The organism is Janthinobacterium sp. GW823-FHT01H08 (genome assembly GCF_058797855.1).
Genome location: NZ_CM179504.1, coordinates 1,118,175 through 1,139,132, shown reverse-complemented (window position 1 = coordinate 1,139,132; position 20,958 = coordinate 1,118,175). Strand labels below are relative to the sequence as shown.

Genomic DNA, 20,958 nt, shown 5'->3' with positions numbered 1-20,958 from the left:
TCCCGACACAACGGCCTCTATCCCCATGACACCACCCACCCACCTCGACGGCGCCCGCGTACTGGCCTGGGCCTGGTCCGACCAGCCCTTCGGCCACGTCGCCAGTGAAGACGGCACCGCCCCCGTCGCCATCCACGGCCTGGCCGTGTGCCAGTATGCGGGCGAGGCGCGCGTCTACCGTTTCAGCTGCGACGCTCGCTGGGATACGCTGCAGGATGAGGTGTATGCGAGCGAAGACGAGGCCAGGGCGCAGCTGCCGGCGCAATACCGGGCCGTGGCCGCCAGCTGGAACCAAGTCTAGCGCACCGGCTTGGCCTTGCCTTCGCTGAGCGCCTGGGCAATCACCTGGCGTGTGGCCTTGTCGGCTGCCTTGGTGGCTTTTTCCTGCTGGCGTCCCAGCGCTTCCATCTGCTTGCCCAGGGTTTCCATCGGCTTGCCGCGCTGATCCATCTGGCGCGACAGCACATCCACCTTGTCCGCCTCGCGTTCTTGCGCGGTGGCAATGCGGTCGTTGACCTCTTCCATGGCGTCCTGCGCATCTTCCATCTGCTGCTGCAGGCGTTCCACCTCGCGTCCGGCCGCGCGGCGCGCCGTCTCCGTGGTGGCCTGCGCCTGGCGGCGTGCCGCCTCGCCCATCTTGCGGCCCAGTTCCTGCTGCTGGCGGCCCAGCGCCTGCAGTTGCGCCACATCGCGCGCGCCGACGTTCGCCTGCGCCGCGCCATGGGCGCCCATCTTGCTGCCCAGTTCGCCCATCGCCTTGCCATGTTCGCTCATCTGCTTGCCCAGGCCGCTCATCTGAAAGCCCAGATCTTGCGACGGCTTCCAGGCGTCGCGCACGCGGGCCAGCAGCGCGGCATCCTGCGTCACATAGCCCTTGCCCTGGTCGCGGAACCACAAGAACTGCCCCTTGAGCGAACGCTGCAGCTGCTTGATCTGCTGGCCGTCGACATCGGTGCCGGCCATGGTGACGCTATCCTCGCTGCTGTCGACGAGCGCATAGCCATCGCCGCTGCCCATGGAAATATTGATTTTCTTGCTCGGCGCGGCCGGTGCGGCCGGCGGCGCGGGCGGCTGCGACGGCTGCACGGCCAGCGCGCTGCCGCCAAGCACAATACCGGCCAGGCTGAGGATCAAACGGTGGGAAGTGGACATGGCTGCCTCGTCGCAAAAGTAGTGGAGCATTGACTGTAGCGATGGATGGCGCACGGCTCCAGCGCGGTGCGACAGGCTGCAAAAAGACTTGCCTGGATGGCAGACATGGACGATGGATGGCACGCGGGGCAAAAAAAAACGGAGGCCGCAGCCTCCGCAAAAACGCCGTGGTACGGCGTATTTCAATTAATACAGCACGACGGAGCGGATCGATTCGCCGCTTTTCATCAGGTCGAAACCTTGGTTGATGTCGTCGAGCTTCAGACGGTGCGTGATCAAGTCGTCGATATTGAGCTTGCCTTCCATGTACCAGTCGACGATCTTCGGCACGTCCGTGCGGCCGCGCGCGCCGCCGAAGGCGGAACCTTTCCACACGCGCCCCGTCACCAGCTGGAATGGACGGGTGGAAATTTCCTGGCCGGCCGCCGCCACGCCGATGATGATGGACTGGCCCCAGCCCTTGTGGCAGCACTCGAGCGACTGGCGCATGGTGGTGGTGTTGCCGATGCATTCAAAACTGTAGTCGGCTCCGCCGTCCGTCAGCTGCACGATGGTGTCGACGACGTTTTCCACTTCGTTGGCGTTGACAAAATGCGTCATGCCGAACTTGCGCGCGATGTCCTGGCGCGCCGGGTTGATGTCCACGCCGATGATTTTATCGGCGCCGACCATCTTCGCCGCCTGGATCACGTTCAGGCCGATGCCGCCCAGGCCGAACACGACGACATTCGCGCCCGCCTCGACCTTGGCCGTAAACAGCACGGCGCCCACGCCGGTGGTGACGCCGCAGCCGATGTAGCAGACCTTGTCGAACGGTGCGTCTTCGCGGATTTTTGCGAGCGCGATTTCCGGCACGACGATGTAGTTCGAAAAGGTGGAGGTGCCCATGTAGTGGAAGATGGGCTTGCCGTCGATGGAGAAGCGCGAGGTGGCGTCCGGCATCAGGCCGCGGCCCTGGGTCGAGCGGATCGACTGGCACAGGTTGGTCTTTTGCGACAGGCAGAATTTGCACTGGCGGCATTCCGGCGTGTACAGCGGGATGACGTGGTCATCCTTCTTCAGGCTTTTCACGCCCGGGCCCACGTCGACGACGATGCCGGCGCCTTCATGGCCCAGGATGGACGGGAAGATGCCTTCCGGGTCGGCGCCCGACAGGGTGTAGTAATCGGTGTGGCAAATGCCCGTGGCCTTGATCTCGACCAGTACTTCGCCCTCGCGCGGGCCGGCCAGGTCGACTTCTTCGATGGTCAAAGGCGCGCCCGCCTTCCATGCAATCGCTGCTTTGGTTTTCATGTATGTCCTGTCTATGGTTGAACCAGGCGCGCCAGCGCGCCGTATCGCCACATCATAGCAAGGCAGGCATGCGGGCGCGAGAGGATACGCTTACTTGGTCTTTGCCCGGTTCAAAAATGCGCCGTGCAAGCCGTTCAGGGTTTCCTCGGCCAGCAACAGCTGGCTGGCGATTTCATTGATCTTGCGGCGGCTGGAACGGGCATGGTCGCGCAGCACTTCGAACGCCGTGTTGCGGTCCGTCTGGAACTTGCCCATCAGCAAACCGACGGCCAAGCTCGTTTCGCGGCCGGCGGCCAGGGCCGCGTTCAGGTTCAGCTCGGTGCGACGCAACTGGCGGATCTCGTCGGCACGGGCCAGGCCCGCTTCGAACGCCGGCATCAAGCGGCCTTCGTCGACGGGTTTGACCACGTAGCCGACGGCGCCATAGGCAGCCGCCTGCTTGCCCGATTCGCTGTCGCCGCTGCCGGACAGGAACATGAACGGCACGCCCGTCTCGCCATGCAGGCGCTTGGCCAGTTCCAGGCCGGACATGCCCGGCATGTGGATGTCGAGCAAAGCCAGGTCCGGCTCGCGCTGGGCGACCAGCTGCAGCGCCACTTCGGCCGAATGGGCCAGGGCCGTCTCGTAGCCGGCATGGCGCAGGACTTCGCCGAGGAATTCCAACAGGAGCTGGTCATCGTCAACGATCAGGATAAGGCGTTTCGCGGCGGCTGGCTGACTCATGGGTGGGGAACCTCGGTAATGAATGATGTTCTTATTATATGCCGATTATTGCCCCAAATCAGCCCCGTATGTCCATGCTCATGCCGCGAATAATTGATTGAATTGCTGCACCGCAATATTCACATCGTCCGCCTCGTATGCATTGTTAAAGACGCTGCTGATGGCCGCCACCATGTCGGCGCCGCGCGCCACCAGCGGCGCTGCGTTCTCCGGCGTCATGCCGCCGATCACCACGCAGGGCAAGGCGATCTCGCGTTTCGCCTGCAGCACGATGTCCAGGGGCGTGGTCACCGGATACTTTTTCACCAGCGAAGGATAAAAGCCGCCGAAGGCCACATAGCTGGCGCCGCCGGCCTCGGCCGTCCTGGCCAGGGCCATGTCGCCATAGCAGGAAGCGCCGACGATCTTGTCCTTGCCCAGGCGGGCGCGCACCTGCGCCACGGACGCGTCCAGGCCGCCCACGTGCACGCCATCGGCGTCGAGCTCTTCGCACAGCTCGATAAAGTCATTGATGATGAAGGGCACGCCATACTTGCGGGCCAGGGCCAGCAAGGCGCCCGCCTGCTCGCGCCGCTGCTGCGCCTCGGCGCTCTTGTGACGGTATTGCAGCAGGGCCACGCCTGCCTGCAAGGCTTGCTCGCTCACGTCGAGCAGGCGGTCGCTGTCGTCCCAATTCGGGGTAACCAGATACAGTCCACGCATGATGTTTCCTTATTGAATGAATCGTTGCGGCATGAGCTGACCTGGCGCAATCGCATACGCGCCGGCCAGGGCCGCATGGCAATAGCTTTGCGCCAGATCCAGCGCTTCAGGCAATGCCTGTCCCAGTGCAAGGCGCGCCGCGATGGCCGAGGCCAGGGTGCAGCCGCTGCCGTGAAATTCTCCGGGCAGGCGCGGCCAGCGCCATTCGCGCTCCCCGCCAGCGGCGTCAAACCAGCGGTTGATGATCGTCTGGCCCTCGCCATGGCCGCCCGTCACCAGCACGTGGCCACAGCCTTGCGCGCGCAACGCTGCTTCGCCGCCGAGAGCCAGCGCTTCGGGCCCGTTCGGTACGATCACGGTCGTCACCGGCAGCAAGGGCGCCAGCGCCAGCACGGCATCGTCCCGGCTGAGCACGTCGCCATGGCCGCTGGCCAGCACGGGATCGAGCACCACGGGCAAGTCCGGCCGGCTTTGGCGCAATTGCGCGATCAGCTGCGCGATGACGGCCGCATTCGCGGCGCTGCCCGGGATGCCGATTTTCACGGCGCTGATTACCATCTTGTCGATCAGCGCCAGCGCCTGCCGGCGCAGCCATTCCGGCGCCACCGGCTGCACGCCGAAGACCCTGTCGTTGTCCTGCACCGTCAGCGCCGTGATCACGGGCAAGGCATGCGCGCCCTGCGCCGCAATCGCGACAATATCGGCGGCGATGCCGGCTCCGCCCGACGGGTCGGCGCCGGCAAACACCAGCACCGTCGGCAACGTTGGCACCATCACGTCAGGCGGCCCGCCATCGGCGACGATGGGGAAGCGGCAAATTTGCGCGGCATGCGTCCCGCCAGGAACGCTTCGCGCCCGGCCCGCACGGCCAGCTTCATCGCACGCGCCATGCGCACGGGATCGCGCGCGCCGGCAATGGCCGTATTCATCAGCACGCCATCGCAGCCGAGTTCCATGGCAATGGCCGCATCTGACGCCGTGCCCACGCCCGCATCGACGAGCACGGGCACTTTCGCCTGGTCGATGATCAAGGACAAGTTCCACGGATTCAGGATGCCCATGCCCGAGCCGATCAGGGACGCCAGCGGCATGACGGCCACGCAGCCGATCTCTTCCAGAATCTTCGCCTGGATGGGGTCGTCGCTGCAGTAGACCATCACGTCAAAACCATCCTTGACCAGCGCTTCGGCCGCAATCAACGTTTCCGGCATGTGCGGGAACAGGGTCTTTTCATCACCCAGCACTTCCAGCTTCACCAGGTTGCGCCCGCCCAGCAGTTCACGCGCCAGCTGCAAGGTGTAGACGGCGTCCTTCGCGTTGTAGCAGCCGGCCGTGTTCGGCAGTATCGTGTACTGGTCCGGCGGCACGAAGTCCAGCAGGCTGGGCGCGTTAGGGTCCTGGCCAATGTTGACCCTGCGGATCGCCACCGTGATAATCTGCGCCTCGGCCGCATCCGTCGCCTCGCGCGTCTGCGGCAAGTCCTTGTACTTGCCGCTGCCCACCAGCAAGCGCGATTGGTATTGCTTGCCTGCGATGGTCAGCAGGTCGTCATGTGTTGCGGTATTCATGTGCTTTTCCTTAAGTTTTTAAACGTCCGAAGAAAACCGTAGCGAGCGGCGATGATTTGTGGCCGAGACGCGCAACCGTGCTAGAGCACGGGGGCGCCGAGCCGGTGAGCATCGCAGGCCGCAAAGCGCGACGCGCAGTAGGTTTGCTTGGACGTTTTCAGCCGCCGCCGATGGCGCGGACTATTTCAACCTGGTCTTGCACCTGCAAGACCTGTCCTGGCCACGCCTTGCGCGGCACGACGTTGCGGTTGACGGCCAGCGCCAGCGCCTGGTTTTCCAGCGACAGCGCGGCGATCAGTTGATCGAGGGTTTGCCCCGGCGGCACCTGGTGCGGCGCGCCGTTGAGCGTGATGGATATCAATGCAGGCATCACGCTCTCCTTCAGACCTTGCGGTACAGCTCGGCGCCGTTCTTGATGAATTCGATGGCCTTGATTTCCATGCCCTGCTGGAGCGCCTTGTCTTCCGCGATGCCCATGCCGGCCGCATATTCGCGCACTTCCTGCGTGATCTTCATCGAACAGAAGTGGGGGCCGCACATGGAGCAGAAATGCGCCACCTTGGCCGAATCCTTGGGCAAGGTTTCATCGTGGAATTCGCGCGCCTTGTCCGGGTCCAGGCCAATGTTGAACTGGTCGTCCCAGCGGAATTCGAAGCGGGCTTTCGACAGCGCGTTGTCGCGGATCTGCGCGCCCGGATGGCCCTTGGCCAGGTCGGCCGCGTGCGCCGCAATCTTGTAGGTGATGATGCCGTCCTTGACGTCCGCCTTGTTGGGCAAGCCCAGGTGTTCCTTCGGCGTCACGTAGCACAGCATGGCCGTGCCGTACCAGCCGATCATGGCCGCGCCGATGCCGGACGTGATGTGGTCGTAGCCTGGCGCGATGTCGGTCGTCAATGGTCCCAGCGTGTAGAACGGCGCTTCGCCGCACTGCTCCAGCTGCAAGTCCATGTTTTCTTTAATGAGTTGCATGGGCACATGACCCGGGCCCTCGATCATCACTTGCACGTCGTGCTTCCAGGCAACCTGCGTCAGCTCGCCCAGAGTTTTCAGTTCGCCCAGCTGCGCCTCGTCGTTGGCGTCGTAGATGGAACCGGGGCGCAAGCCGTCGCCCAGCGAGAACGACACGTCGTAGGCCTTCATGATTTCGCAGATTTCTTCGAAATGCGTGTACAGGAACGATTCCTGGTGGTGCGCCAAACACCATTTCGCCATGATGGAGCCGCCGCGCGAGACGATGCCCGTCAGCCGCTTGGCCGTCATCGGCACGTAGCGCAGCAGCACGCCCGCGTGGATGGTGAAGTAATCGACGCCCTGCTCGGCCTGCTCGATAAGGGTGTCGCGGAAGATTTCCCACGTCAGATCCTCGGCCTTGCCATTGACCTTTTCCAGCGCCTGGTAGATGGGCACGGTGCCGATCGGTACGGGGCTGTTGCGCACGATCCATTCGCGCGTTTCATGAATATGTTTGCCGGTGGACAAGTCCATCACGTTATCGCCGCCCCAGCGGATGGCCCAGGTCATCTTTTCCACTTCCTCGCCGATCGACGAGGTGACGGCCGAGTTGCCGATATTCGCGTTGATTTTCACGAGGAAATTGCGGCCGATGATCATCGGTTCGACTTCCGGGTGGTTGATGTTGGCGGGAATGATGGCGCGGCCGCGGGCGATTTCCTCGCGCACGAATTCCGGCGTGATTTCGGCCGGGATGCTGGCGCCGAACGACTGGCCCGGGTGCTGGCGGCCCATCAGGTCCGCCAGGCGCTCGCCCATGGGACCGGAAGCTTTCAGTTCACGCAGATATTCCTGGCGGCGCATGTTTTCGCGGATGGCGACGAATTCCATTTCCGGCGTGATGATGCCCTGGCGCGCGTAATGCATCTGTGTAACATTCTTGCCGGCAATGGCGCGGCGCGGCTTGCGGTGCAGGTTGAAACGCAGCTCGGCCAGCTTCGGGTCCGCCAGGCGGGCGATGCCATAGTCGGAGGTGGGGCCGGGCAACTCTTCCGTATCGGCCCGCTCCATGATCCATGGCAGGCGCGGCGTATCGAGGCCCGAGCGGATGTCGATCTGCACGTCCGGGTCCGTGTACGGGCCGGAGGTATCGTAGACGTAGATCGGCGGATTCTTTTCGCCGCCGAACGATGCTTCCGTGTCGGACTGGCTGATCTCGCGCATGGGTACGCGGATGTCGGGGCGGCTGCCCTGCACGTAGATCTTGCGCGAATTGGGCAGCGGCGCGATGGCGGCTTCGTCGACCGTGGCGGTGGCGGAGAGGAATTTCGGGTTGGCGTTCATTTTGGCTCCTTGGCTAGACTATTTTTAAGCCTGGAGTCAGCTAAGGAGGTTCGGAATTACGCACGCGGAAAAGCGGGGTGCGTTCATCCTAAAGCTTCCCTTCGCTGGCATTATCCAGATCAGGTTCGGAGGGTATTTCTCACCCGCGCTTGCACTGTGTTTCCACAGCGAAAGGCAGGACCCCTAGCGTTTGCCGCCTTGCGGCAGCGAGCCAATTATACGCGGTTCGCGCCGCGTGGCCAGATGATTTCTTGCAGGTGTCGTCTTTGCGCACCTGCTGCAATGCAGCAGATGCCGGCACGCTTATTTCTTCTTGCCCCAGCGCCAGGCGGTCGGTTCGCCCTTCAGCTGGCAGATGAAAATGAGCACGGCGACGATGGCCGCTTCATACACGATGTAGCCAACCAGCATGGTTTGCGGCGGGAACAGGAAGGCGCCGCAGGCGAACAGCGCCAGCGCGGCCAGGAACACCAGCCAGCCCTGCCAGGTGATGGGCAAGCCCCAGCCCCAGCCATAGGTCTTGGCGGGAAACCAGTATTGCGGTGGTGATTTGTCAGCCATGATGCTTTCCTTGTCGATGTGGATAGCACCAAGTATAAATCACGCCCCTCGCAAGCGCTCCGTGACATCGAGGCCGATGCCGCGGTAGCCGATGAAGCGGCTGCCATTGTCGAACATCGGTTCGCCGCTGACCTGCAGATACTGCGTGCTGCCGTCGAGGTTGGCGCGGCTGTAGATGAAATCGAGGAACGGTTCGCGCGCGGCAATTTTTGCATCGAGCAAGGCGCGCTCGGCGGCATTCCAGCGCTGCGGCTCTTCCTCGCTGCCGATGCCCAGCATCTCGGCCACGGGGCCGGAAAAGCGCGTCAAATTGCCCTGCGCATCCTGTTCCCAGTACCAGTCGGAAGACAGTTCCGTGAAGCGCTGGAAGCGCGCTTCGCTTTCGCGCAATTCCGCCGTGCGGTCTTCCACCATCTGTTCCAGCGACTTGTTGTATTCGGCCAGCTTCTGGTACAGCAAGCGCACTTCCAGCATGTTGTGGATGCGCGTCTTGACTTCCACCAGATCGAAGGGCTTGCTGACGAAATCCTTGGCGCCCGCTTGCAGCGCGCGCAGCTTGTGACCGGGCTGGGCCGTGATCACCAGCACGGGCAGATAGCTGCCCGCCTCGAGATCGCGCAAGCCTTCCATGACTTCGAAGCCATCCATTTCCGGCATCTGCAAGTCGAGCAGGATCAGGTCGTAGCGGTGCTGCTGATGCAGCGCGCGCACGGCTTGCGGGTCCATGGTGGACGTGATGCGCGTGTAGCCGGCATTGCGCAGCACCTGTTCGAGCAGCATGACGTTGGCCTCCTGGTCATCGACGATGAGGATGCTGGCGTTCAGGATCTCGGTGGCTTGAAGCATGGCGGTATTCCTAAAATTGATTGCTGAATTAGCGTATTGCGTGAGTGTCGTCGGCCAGGCCGTGCGCGGCCGCATGGTGCAGGGCTACATCGAGCGCATCCATGAACTCGACCACCTTGATCGGCTTGGTGAGATAGCGGAAGAAGCCCGCTTGCAAGCCTTTTTCGATGTCGCGCGGCACGGCATTGGCCGACAGGGCCATGACGGGAATGTGGCTGGTGAGGGGATCATCATGCAGGATATGCAGCGCGCCGTAGCCGCTGATGCCGGGCAGGTTGATATCCATCAAGATCACGTCGGGCTGATAGGTGCGCGCCAGGTCGATGCCCAGATGCGCATCGATGGCCGTCAGCAGTTTCAAGTCGCTGCGGCGGGCGATCAATTGCTCGACCAGCGCCAGGTTGGCGGGATTGTCTTCCACGTACAGCAAGGTGCGCTGGCTTTCCTGCGGTTCCTGCACCTGCGGCAGCGCATCGCCGTCGCCCAGCACCAGTTCCGGTGCGCTGCTGGCGGCCAGCTCGAACCAGAACGTGGTGCCCACGCCGACGGCGCTGTCGACGCCGATGGTGCCGCCCATCAATTCGACCAGTTGCTTGGTGACGACCAGGCCGATGCCCGTGCCCTCTTCCGTGCTGTTTTCCTGTCCCAGGCGATTAAACGGCTGGAACAGCTGCGCCACCTGGGCCGCGTCGAGGCCGGCGCCGCTGTCGCGCACGCTCACGCGCACGCGCTCGCCATGCCGGCTGCATTCGACGGTGACGGCGCCGCCGCCCTGGTTGTACTTGATGGCGTTCGACAGCAGGTTGATCATCACCTGTTTCACGCGCGTGCGGTCCGCATGCACATAGAACGCCTTGCCGCAGCGGGGGAAATGCATGCGGATGCCGCGCTTTTCCGCCTGCGGCGCGATCATGGCCTGGCAATCCTGCAGCACGTCGAGCAGCGACATCGCTTCCTGGGACAGGGTGACCTTGCCCGATTCGATCATGGCCAGGTCGAGAATTTCATTAATCAAGCGCAACAGGTACCAGCCGCCCTTGAGGATTTGCTCGATCGAACGCTGCTGCGGCGGGCTGGGCGGCGGCACGTCGGACGCCATGAGCTGGGCAAAGCCCAGCACGGCATTCAAGGGCGTGCGCAATTCATGGCTCATGCTCGACAGGAATTCGGACTTGGCGCGGTTGGCCTTTTCCGCCACCAGTCGCGCCTTTTTCAACTCGGCATTATTGGTCTCGACCAGCGAGCGCGTATACGCCTGCTGTTCGCGCAGGCGCTGATCCAGCAGCGCCTGTTCCGCCTCGACCTGCTTGCGCACCGTGTTATCGGTGCCGATCAGCAGATAGCCGATGACCTTGCTCTGCGCGTCGCGCAAGGCCGTCACGGAGACGATGGCGGGGAAGCGGCTGCCATCCTTGCGGATGTGGGTAAGCTCATAGATGTCTTCGATGCCGCGCGTGGCCTTGAACACGAGCGCTTCCACGCCCGGCGTGATGACGGTGTCGAGCTCGGCGCTGAGGGCGGCGGCGCGGGTGACGATTTCTTGCGCGTCGGAAATACCGGCCGGCGTCAGTTTGTCGACCACGTCGCTGGCTGCGTAGCCGAGCATGCGTTCGGCGCCCACGTTGAAGATCTGGATCACGCCCTGCGCATCGGTGGCGATGCACGAGAAATTGGCGCTGTTGAAAATCGCATCCTGCAAGGCGCCCGCCTTGAGCAGCTGGCGCGGCAGGCTGGCCGACACCGTGCGCCGGTACAGCGCCACCAGCATCAGCAACAGCAGGCATACCAGGGCCTCGATCAGGATCGCCGCATCAAAAGGCGGCGCGCGCCAGGCCAGCACGCCGATGACCACCAATACGATGGCGCTGAACGCGAACGCCAATGCCATGGGCCAGCGCGACGGGGCGCGGTTAGGGTTATTTTCAACTGAGTGCATGGGTAGCCTGGGCTATGACAACAATAAAGAGAGGGAAATGCGGCGCCTAGCGGCCTTGGCGCTGGCGCACGTCCGACAGCAGGCGCGTGAATTCCTTCTTCACGACGCCATAGCATTCGCACACCTGGCCTTCGAGGCCGGCGCGGTCCTGCACCGTGATATGGCCGCGCCGGTAGCTGATGAGGCCGCGCGCTTGCAATCGCCCCGCCGCTTCCGTCACGCCTTCGCGGCGCACGCCCAGCATGTTGGCGATCAGTTCCTGCGTCATGGTCAGCTCGCGGTTCGGCAGGCGGTCCATGGTCAGCAGCAGCCAGCGGCACAGCTGCTGCTCCACCGTATGGTGGCGGTTGCACACGGCCGTTTGCGACATTTGCGTGATCAGCGCTTGCGTATAACGCAGCAGCAAACGCATGACGGGGCCGGCGCGGTCGAACTCTTCCATCAGCAGGTGGGCCTTGAGCCGGTAGCCGACGCCGCCTGTCTGCACGACGGCGCGGCTCGGTGTCGAGTTGCCGCCCATGAACAGCGACACGCCCACGATGCCCTCGTTGCCGACGCCGGCGATCTCGGACGAGCCGCCGTTTTCCAGCAGGTAATGGATGGAAACGATGGCCGTGGTGGGAAAGTATACATACTGCAGCTTGTCGCCCGAGTCGTAGATCACATCGCCCAGCAGCATGGAGACTTGCTCCAGATGGGGAGCCAGGCGCGCGAAATCGGCGTCGAGCATGGCGGCGAGTAAATGGTTTTGATTCGGGTTGTGCAGCTGGGCATGCGGACTCGACATGGGCAGTTTTCCTGGTTTCCAGTCGTCAGCTAGGGAGAGAAGTGAAAGACGTCCGAACGAGGGGCGCCATATGCAGCAGCGTAACACAGCGCCTGCACAGTGGCCCGACTATATTTCTTGCAAGCATGCTTGTCCGTTCGCCAGCGAACGGACCCCGCGGCGCCTGCCGCCCTACAGTCAGTCACTGCCAGAGCTGCCGGATCATGGATCGGCGCCGGCGCTGCTACCGGACGCCATCATGCAATCATTCTTCAAACGTATCTCCATTTCCGTCTCCATCTCGGCCCTGATCACCCTGACGGTCGGGCTGTGCCTGACGGCCCTGTGCTACGCCTCGGCACGCCAGATCGAGTCGGAAAGCAGCAAGCTGTTGCTGCAGTACTACGCCAGCGGGCATACGCTGGGCGCGGCCCTGCTGCCGGCCAAAGGCATGGCGCCCGATGCCAACCATCGCGGTTCGCTGTATGTGCTGCTGGGCGGACTGCTGTCGAGCCTGCTGGCAACGGCCTATGTATACCAGCTGGTGTCGCGCAATTTCGTGATTGCCCGCATCACGGGCGAACGCACGGCGGCGCTGCAGTTTGCCAATTTGCGCCTGTCCGAAGACATCGCGGCGCGCATGCGCAATGAAAAGTCGCTGCGTTTGCGCGAACGCATCATCGAAGTGTCGGCCAACGCCATCATCCTGTGCAGCGCCGACGCACCCGGCTACCTGATCGAATACGTCAATCCCGCCTTCGAGCGCATCACCGGCTATGCGGCCGGCGAAGTCATCGGCCAGCGCCTGGAAGACTTGCAGGGTCCGGAGCAGGGGCGGCAAGACATGCATCAGATTACGGCCGCACTGCGCGAACAGCGCGAAGGCAAGGCCATCGTGCGCAATTTCCGCAAGGATGGCAGCACTTATTGGAGCGAGCTGTTCGTCGCGCCCGTGCGCGACGATGGCGATGGCGCCGTCAGCCACTTTGTCGTGGCGCAATACGACATCAGCACCGTCATGCGCTTCGAGCAGGAACTGGAATTCCAGGCCCGGCACGATATCCTGACGGGGCTGGCCAACCGCGCCCTGCTGCGCGAACGGCTGGAACAGGCGATGGCCGTGACGCGGCGCAGCGGCCAGCCCCTTTGGGTGGTGTTCATCGATCTCGACCGCTTTAAATTCGTCAACGACACCCTGGGCCACGATGCGGGCGACCTGGTGCTGAAAAACGTGGCCGAGCGCCTGCGCGACGCCACGCGTGAAGTCGACACGGTGGCACGCCTGGGCGGCGACGAATTCGTGCTGCTGTTGCCACAGCATGGCGCTGGCGAACCGGGCGCCGCCATCCTGCAGCGCATCCAGGACGCCGTGGCGCAGCCGCTGCAACTGGGCGAATATGAATTTTTTCTCAGCTGCTGCATGGGCGTGGCCGTGTATCCCGACGATGGCCAGAATGCCGACACCTTGATCAAGCACGCCGACATCGCCATGTACCGCGCCAAGGAACAGGGACGGGGCCACTGGCAATTCTATGCCTCGGGCATGAATTCAGGCACCCTGGAACAACTGGGACTCGAGAGCGAATTGCGCCACGCCCTGGAACGCGGGCAGTTTCACCTCGAATACCAGCCCCAGCTGGATCTGGCCAGCGGCGCGGTGGTGGGCATGGAAGCGCTGCTGCGCTGGCAACATCCGCAACTGGGGCGTATTCCACCTGCCAGCTTCATCGGCCTTGCCGAGGAAATGGGCTTGATCACGCCCATCGGCGACTGGGTCCTGCGCACGGCGTGCGCCCAGACACGCGCCTGGCAGCTGGCAGGCCATGGTCCGCTGCGCCTGGCCGTGAACCTGTCGGCACGACAATTCAAGCAAAGAAATCTGCTGCACGCTGTGGCACAGGCGCTGGCCGAGACAGGTCTCGACGCCGCCCATCTGGAACTGGAATTAACGGAAAGCATGGTCATGCATAACGTGGAGCAAGCCACCGCCATCATGGCCAACCTGAAGGCGCTGGGCGTGCAACTGTCCATCGACGACTTCGGCACCGGCTATTCCAGCCTGGCCTACCTGCGCCACTTCCCCATCGATGTATTAAAGATCGACAAAACCTTCGTCAGCGACATCACGCACAGCGACGACGATGCGGCCATCGTGCGCGCCATTATTTCGCTGGCGCACAGTCTGCGCCTGAAAGTGATCGCCGAAGGCGTGGAAACGGCGCAGCAGCTGGCCTTCCTGCGCCAGCATGGCTGCGACCAGATGCAGGGCTATCTGTTCAGCCGCCCCCTGGCCGCGCCCGCCTTCGAAGCATTATTACGCCAAGGCAGCATGTTGCCGGCCCTGGCGATGGGTTGACCAGGCGTTAAAACGCGTGGCGCAAGCCGACGTTGAAGGCGCGGTTGCCCGTGCCCACTTCCGTGGCATTGCCCACCATGTAGGCGGCGTCGTTGCGGTTGCGGATATGCGCGTAGGCAAGATACACCTTGCTGCGCTTGGACAAGGCGTACGTGGCGCCGATGGCCAGCTGCTGCGCATCGCGGTTGGCGCTGTCGCGGTCATCCTTGCGCACATACGAGGCCAGCAAAGTCGTCGCGCCCAGCGGCACGGAGACGCCAACGATGGCGTCGCGGCTGTCGTTCGACGCGGTGGGCGCCTGCGCCGCGCCATATGGGTTTTCCGCGAAGAACATGGTGCTGCCCTCGCCCGTGTTGCGGCCATAGCCGGCAAACGCCGTGGCCACGCCGAAGTTGTAGTTACCGGCCAGAATCGTGTTGTTCGCGTCGGCCTTACCCGGCTCGCCCGCACGGCTCTGGCGCGCCAGGCGCAAGGTCAACGGACCGTTGACATAGCCGAGGGCCAGACCCAGCGAGCGCTGGTCCGCCGCCACACCCGTGTGTTCGCCGGCGCCATACATGACGGTGCCCGTCACGCCGCGCCATTCCGGCGAGGTGTAGCGCACGGTATTGTCGATGCGCGTGGCCGAATAGCCGGCCAGGTTGGTCGCCGCGCCGGCATAGCCGCCTTCGAACGGGTCGGCCACGTCGGTCAAGGCCTGGCTTTGCAGGTTGTACTGGCGGCCCACGGTCAGCATGCCCAGCGGGCTGTCGAGGCCGACAAACGCCTGGCGGCCGAACAATTGCCCCGCCTGGTCCGAGCGGCCCGTATCGCCCTGCACGCCCGCTTCCAGGGTGAACACGGCTTGCCAGCCATTGCCCAGCGACTCCGTGCCGCGCAGGCCCAGGCGCGAGCCGGCCGATATGCCACTGGTGAGCTTGCTGATGCCGCCTTCCTGTACCAGGCCCGCGTCCATCAGACCATAGACATCAACGGACGACTGGGCTTGGGCGGCAGGCAAGGCGCCCAGAGTGGTGGCAAGACCGGCAACGATGGCGATTTTTTTCATGATGATTTCCTTGTAAAAGCGCAACCAGGAAAGCGGCGGCCACGGCAAGGCCGCAGGCGGCAAGGCGCCAAGCGGGGTATGCCGTATCAAAAGACGACGCGCCGGACAACAGATCCTGGCTAAGCTGTGGCGGCAGCGGCGTGCAATGGACGTGCCGCTTTGATTCCGCCGTGAATGGTGCACCGCTGGCGGTGCGCGTGGCTCAGGCGCCCGGCCCGAAGGGGACGCGCTGAAGGTGGCTGGCATCGCAGATGCGCTGGCCGTGAGACGCGGACGGGTGCTGGATATGAAACGTCGATACCACCGCGTCTGCTGGCGCCGTCCGCAAGGATGGGGCAGGAGGCGCCGAGGCCGGCATTATAGCATCGGCCGCCCTTTCTCCCCCGTTTTATTGCGCCCTCTGTTGTTAGTTCGCGGCCCGCCAGGCCGCCAAAACACTGAAAAAGGCCGCTTGCCACGCTGCAGGCGTTGCCGCGTCATCTATAATGGTTCCTTTTGCCAATCACACGCCAAATCATGGAATTAGCCAAGTCTTTCGAGCCCGCCGACATTGAACAATTCTGGCGCACCGAGTGGGAACAGCGCGGTTACTTTACCGCCACCCTCGATGCCGGAAAACCTTCCTTCAGCATCCAGTTGCCGCCGCCGAACGTCACCGGCACCTTGCACATGGGCCATGCGTTCAACCAGACCATCATGGATGGCCTGACCCGCTACCACCGCATGCTGGGCCACAACACGGCCTGGATTCCCGGCACCGACCACGCGGGCATCGCCACGCAAATCGTCGTGCAACGCCAGCTGGACGCGCAAAAGATTTCGCGCCATGACCTGGGCCGCGAGAAATTCGTGGAAAAAGTGTGGGAGTGGAAAGAAAAATCGGGTTCCATCATCACCGGGCAGATGCGCCGCCTGGGCGCCTCGGCCGACTGGCAGCGCGAATACTTCACGATGGATGAGCCGCGCTCGAAAGTCGTCACCGACGTCTTCGTGCGCCTGTTCGAGCAAGGCCTGATCTACCGCGGCAAGCGCCTCGTCAACTGGGACCCCGTGCTGGGCACGGCTGTGTCCGACCTGGAAGTGGTGTCCGAAGAAGAAGACGGCTCCATGTGGTACATCAAATACCCGCTGGCCGACGGCAGCGGTTTCCTGACGGTGGCCACCACGCGTCCTGAAACCATGCTGGGCGACGTGGCCGTGGCCGTCGATCCGACGGACGAGCGCTACACGGCGCTGGTGGGCAAGATGCTCAAACTGCCGCTGACGGACCGCGAAATCCCCATCATCGCCGACGAATACGTCGACAAGGAATTCGGCACCGGCTGCGTGAAGATCACCCCCGCGCACGACATGAACGATTACGCCGTGGGCCAGCGCCACAAACTGGCGCAGATCGTCATCCTGACCCTGGACGCGAAGATCACCGACGACGCGCCCGAAGCGTATCGCGGCATGGACCGTTTCGCCGCGCGCAAGCAGATCGTCGCCGACCTCGATGCGCAAGGCTTGCTGGAACAGGTCAAGCCGCATAAATTGATGGTGCCGCGCGGCGACCGCACGGGCGTCGTCATCGAGCCGATGCTGACGGACCAGTGGTTCGTCGCCATGAGCAAGCCGGCCCCGGAAGGCACCTTCTTCCCCGGCAAGTCGATCGCCGAGACGGCGCTGGACAAGGTCGCCAATGGCGAAATCAAGTTCGTGCCGGAAAATTGGAGCACCACCTACAACCAGTGGCTCAACAACATCCAGGACTGGTGCATCTCGCGCCAGCTGTGGTGGGGCCATCAAATTCCGGCCTGGTACGACGACAAGGGCAATATCTTCGTTGCCAAGACAGAAGCGGAAGCCATCGCCAAGGCGCAGGCCGCCGGCAGCACGGGCCCCTTGAAACGCGACGACGACGTGCTCGACACGTGGTTCTCGTCGGCCCTGGTGCCGTTCTCGACCATGGGTTGGCCTGAAGAAACACCGGACATGAAGGCCTTCCTGCCCTCGTCCGTGCTGGTGACGGGTTTCGACATCATCTTCTTCTGGGTCGCGCGCATGGTCATGATGACGGCGCACTTCACGGGCAAGGTGCCGTTTGAAACCGTCTACGTGCACGGCCTGGTGCGCGATTCGACGGGGCAGAAGATGTCCAAGTCGAAGGGCAACACGCTCGACCCGATCGACCTGATCGACGGCATCGACCTGGAAGGCTTGATCGTCAAGCGTACCACGGGCCTGATGAACCCGCGCGACGCGGAAAAGATCACCAAGGCGACGCGCAAAGAATTCCCGGAAGGCATTTCCGCCTACGGCACGGACGCCGTGCGCTTCACCATGGCCAGCTACGCCTCGCTGGGCCGCAACATCAACTTCGACCTGGGCCGCTGCGAAGGCTACCGCAACTTCTGCAACAAGATGTGGAACGCCACCCGTTTCGTCATGATGAATACGGAAGGCAAGGATTGCACCCCGAACGAGGCCGACCTGTCGCAAGCGGACAAGTGGATCATCTCCCTGCTGCAAAAAGCGGAACTGGACGTGGCCAAGGGCTTTGAAGACTTCCGTTTCGACAATATCGCCGCCACCATCTACAAGTTCGTCTGGGACGAGTATTGCGACTGGTACCTGGAAGTAGCCAAGGTGCAAGTGCAGCAGGGCACGGAAGGCCAGCAGCGCGCCACCCGCCACACCCTGCTGCGCGTGCTGGAAGTGGTGCTGCGCCTGGCCCACCCGATCATCCCGTTTGTCACGGAAGCCCTGTGGCAGACGGTGGCGCCGCTGGCCGGCAAGACCCTGAAAGCTGAGGGTGATTCGATCATGATGCAGCCGTATCCGATCGCCAACACCGACAAGATCGATGAGTCGGCCGAAGCGTGGATGCAGCAGCTGAAAGCCTTGACGGACGCGACGCGCAACCTGCGCGGCGAAATGCAGATCTCGCCATCCGTGCGCGTGCCGCTGATCGTCGAAGCGGGCAATGCGGCGGAAAAGGCCGCGCTGGCGTCGTACGCACCGTACATCCAGTCGCTGGGCAAGCTGGCTGAAGTGCAGATCGTCGATGCGCTGCCGGACTCGCCGGCCGCCGTCGCCATCGTCGGCACCACCAAGCTGATGCTGAAAGTGGAAATCGACGTGGCGGCCGAACGCGAGCGCCTGGGCAAGGAAATCGCCCGCATCGAAGCGGAAATTGCCAAAGTAAACAGCAAATTAGGCAATGAAAGCTTCGTCGCGCGCGCCCCGGCCGCCATCGTTGCGCAAGAAAACGAGCGTTTGCTCAGTTTTTCGGCGACAATTGAAAAACTGCGCGAACAGTTTGCTAAACTAGCCAGCGCATAAGGCAGGTTTGGAAGGATTGCGCGGCGTCCCCGTGACGCCGCGCAGCACCACTGGTCTTGCCTTGGTATATAAACTGTTCGTGACCCGATCAAAAAAAACCATTGGAGACTAGCGATGCATAAAGTATTCACAGCAAGCATTCAAGCAAGCGTACTGGTGGCCGCCCTGGCCATCGCCGGCAGCGCCATCGCGCGCGATGACAACCACACCCCTGTCGGCACCTGGAAAACCATCGACGATGCCAGCGGCAAGCCGAAATCCCTCGTCGTCATCACGGAAAGCAACGGCGTCTTGCAAGGCAAGATCGACAAGCTGTTCCGCGCCCCGAATGAAGAGCAAAATCCGAAGTGCGACAAGTGCACGGGCGCCAACAAGGACCAGCCCATCGTCGGCCTGGTGATCCTGTCCGGCCTGAAATATGACGGCAAGGAATGGACGGGCGGCGAAATCATGGACCCGGCCAATGGCAAGACCTACAAGAGCAAGGCCGAACTGATTGAAGGCGGCACCAAGCTGCAAGTGCGCGGCTATGTCGGCGTGCCGATGTTTGGCCGCTCGCAGACGTGGGTACGCGAAGACTAAGCAGCACACGTATGCCCTGTCGAAGCCGGTCGCTGCGCCGGCTTTTTTGTGTCTGTATTCCGCACACGGCCGTTGTTTTCCAGGCCGAATCGCTCGCGTTTGCGCCATTTTCCTACCAAAGGCAGGCTATGCGCGCCACCGAACATACTTGAAGTTTCCTAAATGAAATAGTGCATGCCTGTGACGCCATCGCCTGTAGCGAAAAGCGGCATGGCTCTGCCGGATGACCTCATCCGCGGATGCCCGGCAATGATTGCCATGCACAAAGGAACTATATGAACCTCTTCAAGCGATATCTGAATCCGCTGCTCGTCTCGGCAGGTTTGCTGGCCATGGCCGCCCTTGCCGGTTGCGGCGGCGGCGACCAGGGACGCGATCCCATCCTCGGCTTGCCGGGCGCCACCTTGTCCAGCCTGGCCGTCACGCCAGCCACGGCCACGGTCACCATCGGTGCGGGCCAGCAATTCACGGCCATCGCCACGTATAGCGACGGCTCGTCGCAAGACGTCAGCGCCAAGGCGGCCTGGGCGTCGGCCACACCGGCCAGCGCGACAGTCAATGCCGCCACAGGCTTGAGCACCGGCATCGCTGCCGGCAACAGCAACATCAGTGCCGCGTTTGGCGGCAAGAGCGCAGCGGCCCAGTTGACCGTCACGCCAGCGACCTTGCTGGCTATCGCCGTCACGCCGCAAAGCCCCATCGTGCCCGTCGCCGCGACGCGCCAGCTGGCCGTCATTGCCACCTACTCGGACAACAGCACGGCTGACGTCACGGCCAGCAGCAGCTTCCTTGCCGTCACGCCCGCTTTCGCCACCGTCGCCAGCGGCGGCCTCGTCACCGGCGTTGCCTTTGGCACCAGCGTCATGAACGCCAGCTTCAACGGCAAGACGGCCAGCACCACCATCACCGTGCCGGCCACCAGCATCGTCAGCATTGCCGTCACGCCGGCCACCGCCAGCATCGCTGTCGGCGCCACGCAGCAATTCATTGCCACCGCCACTTATTCCGACAGCTCGAACGCCATTGTCACCAACAGCGCCGCCTGGACCTCGGGCACCGTTGCCAATGCCACGGTACTGAACACGGGCATCGCCACCGGTGTTGCCACCGGCACCAGCAGCATCACCGCCACGGCCGGCGGCCAGTCGGGCAGCGCGATGCTGACCGTCACCGCTGTCGCCATCCCGCCCGTCCTGAACCCGATCTTCCTGGGCCGCGCGGCACCTTTCGGCGTGCTGGCAGGCACCTCGATCACGAACAATTCGGGCGGCACCACACTGATCACGGGCGACGTCGGCTCACCTTCGCAAACGGTCGATCCGACCCAGGCGGCTGGCTATACCAACTACAAGTCGGGCGCCATCCTGGACGGCGCCATGACCGACCTGCAAGCGGCGATCACGGACGGCAACAGCCGCAGCTGCGACGTCAGCTTTGCCGGCGGCATCGACCTGGGCGGCCAAACCTTCGGTCCCGGCGTGTATTGCTATGCGGGCGCCATCAGCATCACGGGCACCCTGACCCTGAACGGTCCCGGCGTGTACATCTTCCGCACGGCCCTGACCTTGAACTCGACCGTCAACTCGGTGGTTGCCCTGAACAATGGCGCCACGGCCGACAACGTCAGCTGGCTGCCCGTCGGCCCCACCACCCTGGCCGCCAACAGCATCTTCAAGGGCAATATCCTGGGCCAGTCGGCCGCCATCACGGTGGGCGACAATACGACCCTGCTCAATGGCCGCGTGCTGACGGCCGCCGCCGTTACCCTGCGCAACAATCAGATCACCAAATAATCGGGACATGACC

The 20,958-nt window shown here is 63.3% G+C and carries 18 protein-coding genes and 1 riboswitch; of the genes, 5 read left to right on the top strand and 13 right to left on the bottom strand.

Features of this window, described 5'->3' with window-relative positions:
- Positions 1-25 precede the first annotated feature (25 nt).
- Complete coding sequence (locus AC3RCG_RS05095) at positions 26-301, top strand: hypothetical protein (protein WP_492403468.1); 276 nt, start codon at positions 26-28, stop codon at positions 299-301.
- Here the strand turns inward: AC3RCG_RS05095 and AC3RCG_RS05090 are convergent.
- From AC3RCG_RS05090 to AC3RCG_RS05035, 12 genes are all read right to left on the bottom strand, one after another.
- Positions 298-1,152 (bottom strand): hypothetical protein, encoded by an 855-nt coding sequence (locus AC3RCG_RS05090; protein ID WP_492403469.1) that lies wholly within the window; start codon positions 1,150-1,152, stop codon positions 298-300. The two genes, AC3RCG_RS05095 and AC3RCG_RS05090, sit on opposite strands and share 4 nt — an antisense overlap.
- Positions 1,153-1,338: 186 nt before the next feature.
- Complete coding sequence (locus AC3RCG_RS05085; protein ID WP_035824628.1) at positions 1,339-2,445, bottom strand: S-(hydroxymethyl)glutathione dehydrogenase/class III alcohol dehydrogenase; 1,107 nt, start codon at positions 2,443-2,445, stop codon at positions 1,339-1,341.
- 90 nt (positions 2,446-2,535) lie between these two features.
- Entirely contained in the window at positions 2,536-3,168 is a 633-nt protein-coding gene (locus AC3RCG_RS05080) for an ANTAR domain-containing response regulator (protein ID WP_492403471.1), read from the bottom strand.
- A 78-nt stretch (positions 3,169-3,246) separates the two neighbouring features.
- A complete protein-coding gene (thiE, locus tag AC3RCG_RS05075) occupies positions 3,247-3,870 on the bottom strand; it encodes a thiamine phosphate synthase (protein ID WP_492403473.1) in 624 nt (207 codons plus the stop codon).
- A gap of 9 nt (positions 3,871-3,879) precedes the next feature.
- Entirely contained in the window at positions 3,880-4,644 is a 765-nt protein-coding gene (thiD, locus tag AC3RCG_RS05070; RefSeq protein WP_492403565.1) for a bifunctional hydroxymethylpyrimidine kinase/phosphomethylpyrimidine kinase, read from the bottom strand.
- The gene (locus AC3RCG_RS05065) at positions 4,644-5,438 is read right to left on the bottom strand and encodes a thiazole synthase (protein WP_070312414.1); all 795 of its coding nucleotides are present in this window, start codon (positions 5,436-5,438) and stop codon (positions 4,644-4,646) included. Before AC3RCG_RS05065 ends, thiD begins: the two co-directional genes overlap by 1 nt.
- Before the next feature lie 157 nt (positions 5,439-5,595).
- Complete coding sequence (thiS, locus tag AC3RCG_RS05060; protein ID WP_071079564.1) at positions 5,596-5,799, bottom strand: sulfur carrier protein ThiS; 204 nt, start codon at positions 5,797-5,799, stop codon at positions 5,596-5,598.
- 20 nt (positions 5,800-5,819) lie between these two features.
- Positions 5,820-7,733 (bottom strand): phosphomethylpyrimidine synthase ThiC, encoded by a 1,914-nt coding sequence (gene thiC, locus AC3RCG_RS05055; RefSeq protein ID WP_086144896.1) that lies wholly within the window; start codon positions 7,731-7,733, stop codon positions 5,820-5,822.
- A 79-nt stretch (positions 7,734-7,812) separates the two neighbouring features.
- Positions 7,813-7,928, bottom strand: a riboswitch (TPP riboswitch).
- Between the two features lie 108 nt (positions 7,929-8,036).
- Positions 8,037-8,294 (bottom strand): hypothetical protein, encoded by a 258-nt coding sequence (locus tag AC3RCG_RS05050; RefSeq protein ID WP_070222681.1) that lies wholly within the window; start codon positions 8,292-8,294, stop codon positions 8,037-8,039.
- A gap of 39 nt (positions 8,295-8,333) precedes the next feature.
- Positions 8,334-9,140 (bottom strand): response regulator, encoded by an 807-nt coding sequence (locus tag AC3RCG_RS05045; protein WP_070222683.1) that lies wholly within the window; start codon positions 9,138-9,140, stop codon positions 8,334-8,336.
- 28 nt (positions 9,141-9,168) lie between these two features.
- Positions 9,169-11,076, bottom strand: coding sequence for a hybrid sensor histidine kinase/response regulator (locus tag AC3RCG_RS05040; protein WP_492403476.1), 1,908 nt, complete (start codon positions 11,074-11,076; stop codon positions 9,169-9,171).
- A 46-nt stretch (positions 11,077-11,122) separates the two neighbouring features.
- A complete protein-coding gene (locus tag AC3RCG_RS05035) occupies positions 11,123-11,863 on the bottom strand; it encodes a Crp/Fnr family transcriptional regulator (RefSeq protein ID WP_409027257.1) in 741 nt (246 codons plus the stop codon).
- Positions 11,864-12,101: 238 nt separating this feature from the next.
- Here AC3RCG_RS05035 and AC3RCG_RS05030 point away from each other — a divergent pair, with 238 nt between their 5' ends.
- A complete protein-coding gene (locus AC3RCG_RS05030; protein WP_070290023.1) occupies positions 12,102-14,198 on the top strand; it encodes a putative bifunctional diguanylate cyclase/phosphodiesterase in 2,097 nt (698 codons plus the stop codon).
- 7 nt (positions 14,199-14,205) lie between these two features.
- On the opposite strand, the gene AC3RCG_RS05025 is transcribed toward AC3RCG_RS05030, so the two are convergent.
- On the bottom strand, positions 14,206-15,246 hold the full coding sequence (locus AC3RCG_RS05025; protein ID WP_070290247.1) for a porin: 1,041 nt from the start codon (positions 15,244-15,246) through the stop codon (positions 14,206-14,208).
- Positions 15,247-15,762: 516 nt separating this feature from the next.
- Between AC3RCG_RS05025 and AC3RCG_RS05020 the strand changes: the two genes are divergently transcribed.
- The 3 genes from AC3RCG_RS05020 (at position 15,763) to AC3RCG_RS05010 (ending at position 20,945) form a co-directional block, all read left to right on the top strand.
- The gene (locus tag AC3RCG_RS05020; protein WP_492403479.1) at positions 15,763-18,570 is read left to right on the top strand and encodes a valine--tRNA ligase; all 2,808 of its coding nucleotides are present in this window, start codon (positions 15,763-15,765) and stop codon (positions 18,568-18,570) included.
- Between the two features lie 114 nt (positions 18,571-18,684).
- Positions 18,685-19,152 carry a DUF2147 domain-containing protein gene (locus AC3RCG_RS05015; protein WP_070222691.1) on the top strand — a complete coding sequence of 156 codons (468 nt, stop codon included), beginning with the start codon at positions 18,685-18,687 and terminating at the stop codon, positions 19,150-19,152.
- A gap of 275 nt (positions 19,153-19,427) precedes the next feature.
- The gene (locus AC3RCG_RS05010) at positions 19,428-20,945 is read left to right on the top strand and encodes an ice-binding family protein (RefSeq protein ID WP_492403480.1); all 1,518 of its coding nucleotides are present in this window, start codon (positions 19,428-19,430) and stop codon (positions 20,943-20,945) included.
- Positions 20,946-20,958: the final 13 nt, after the last annotated feature.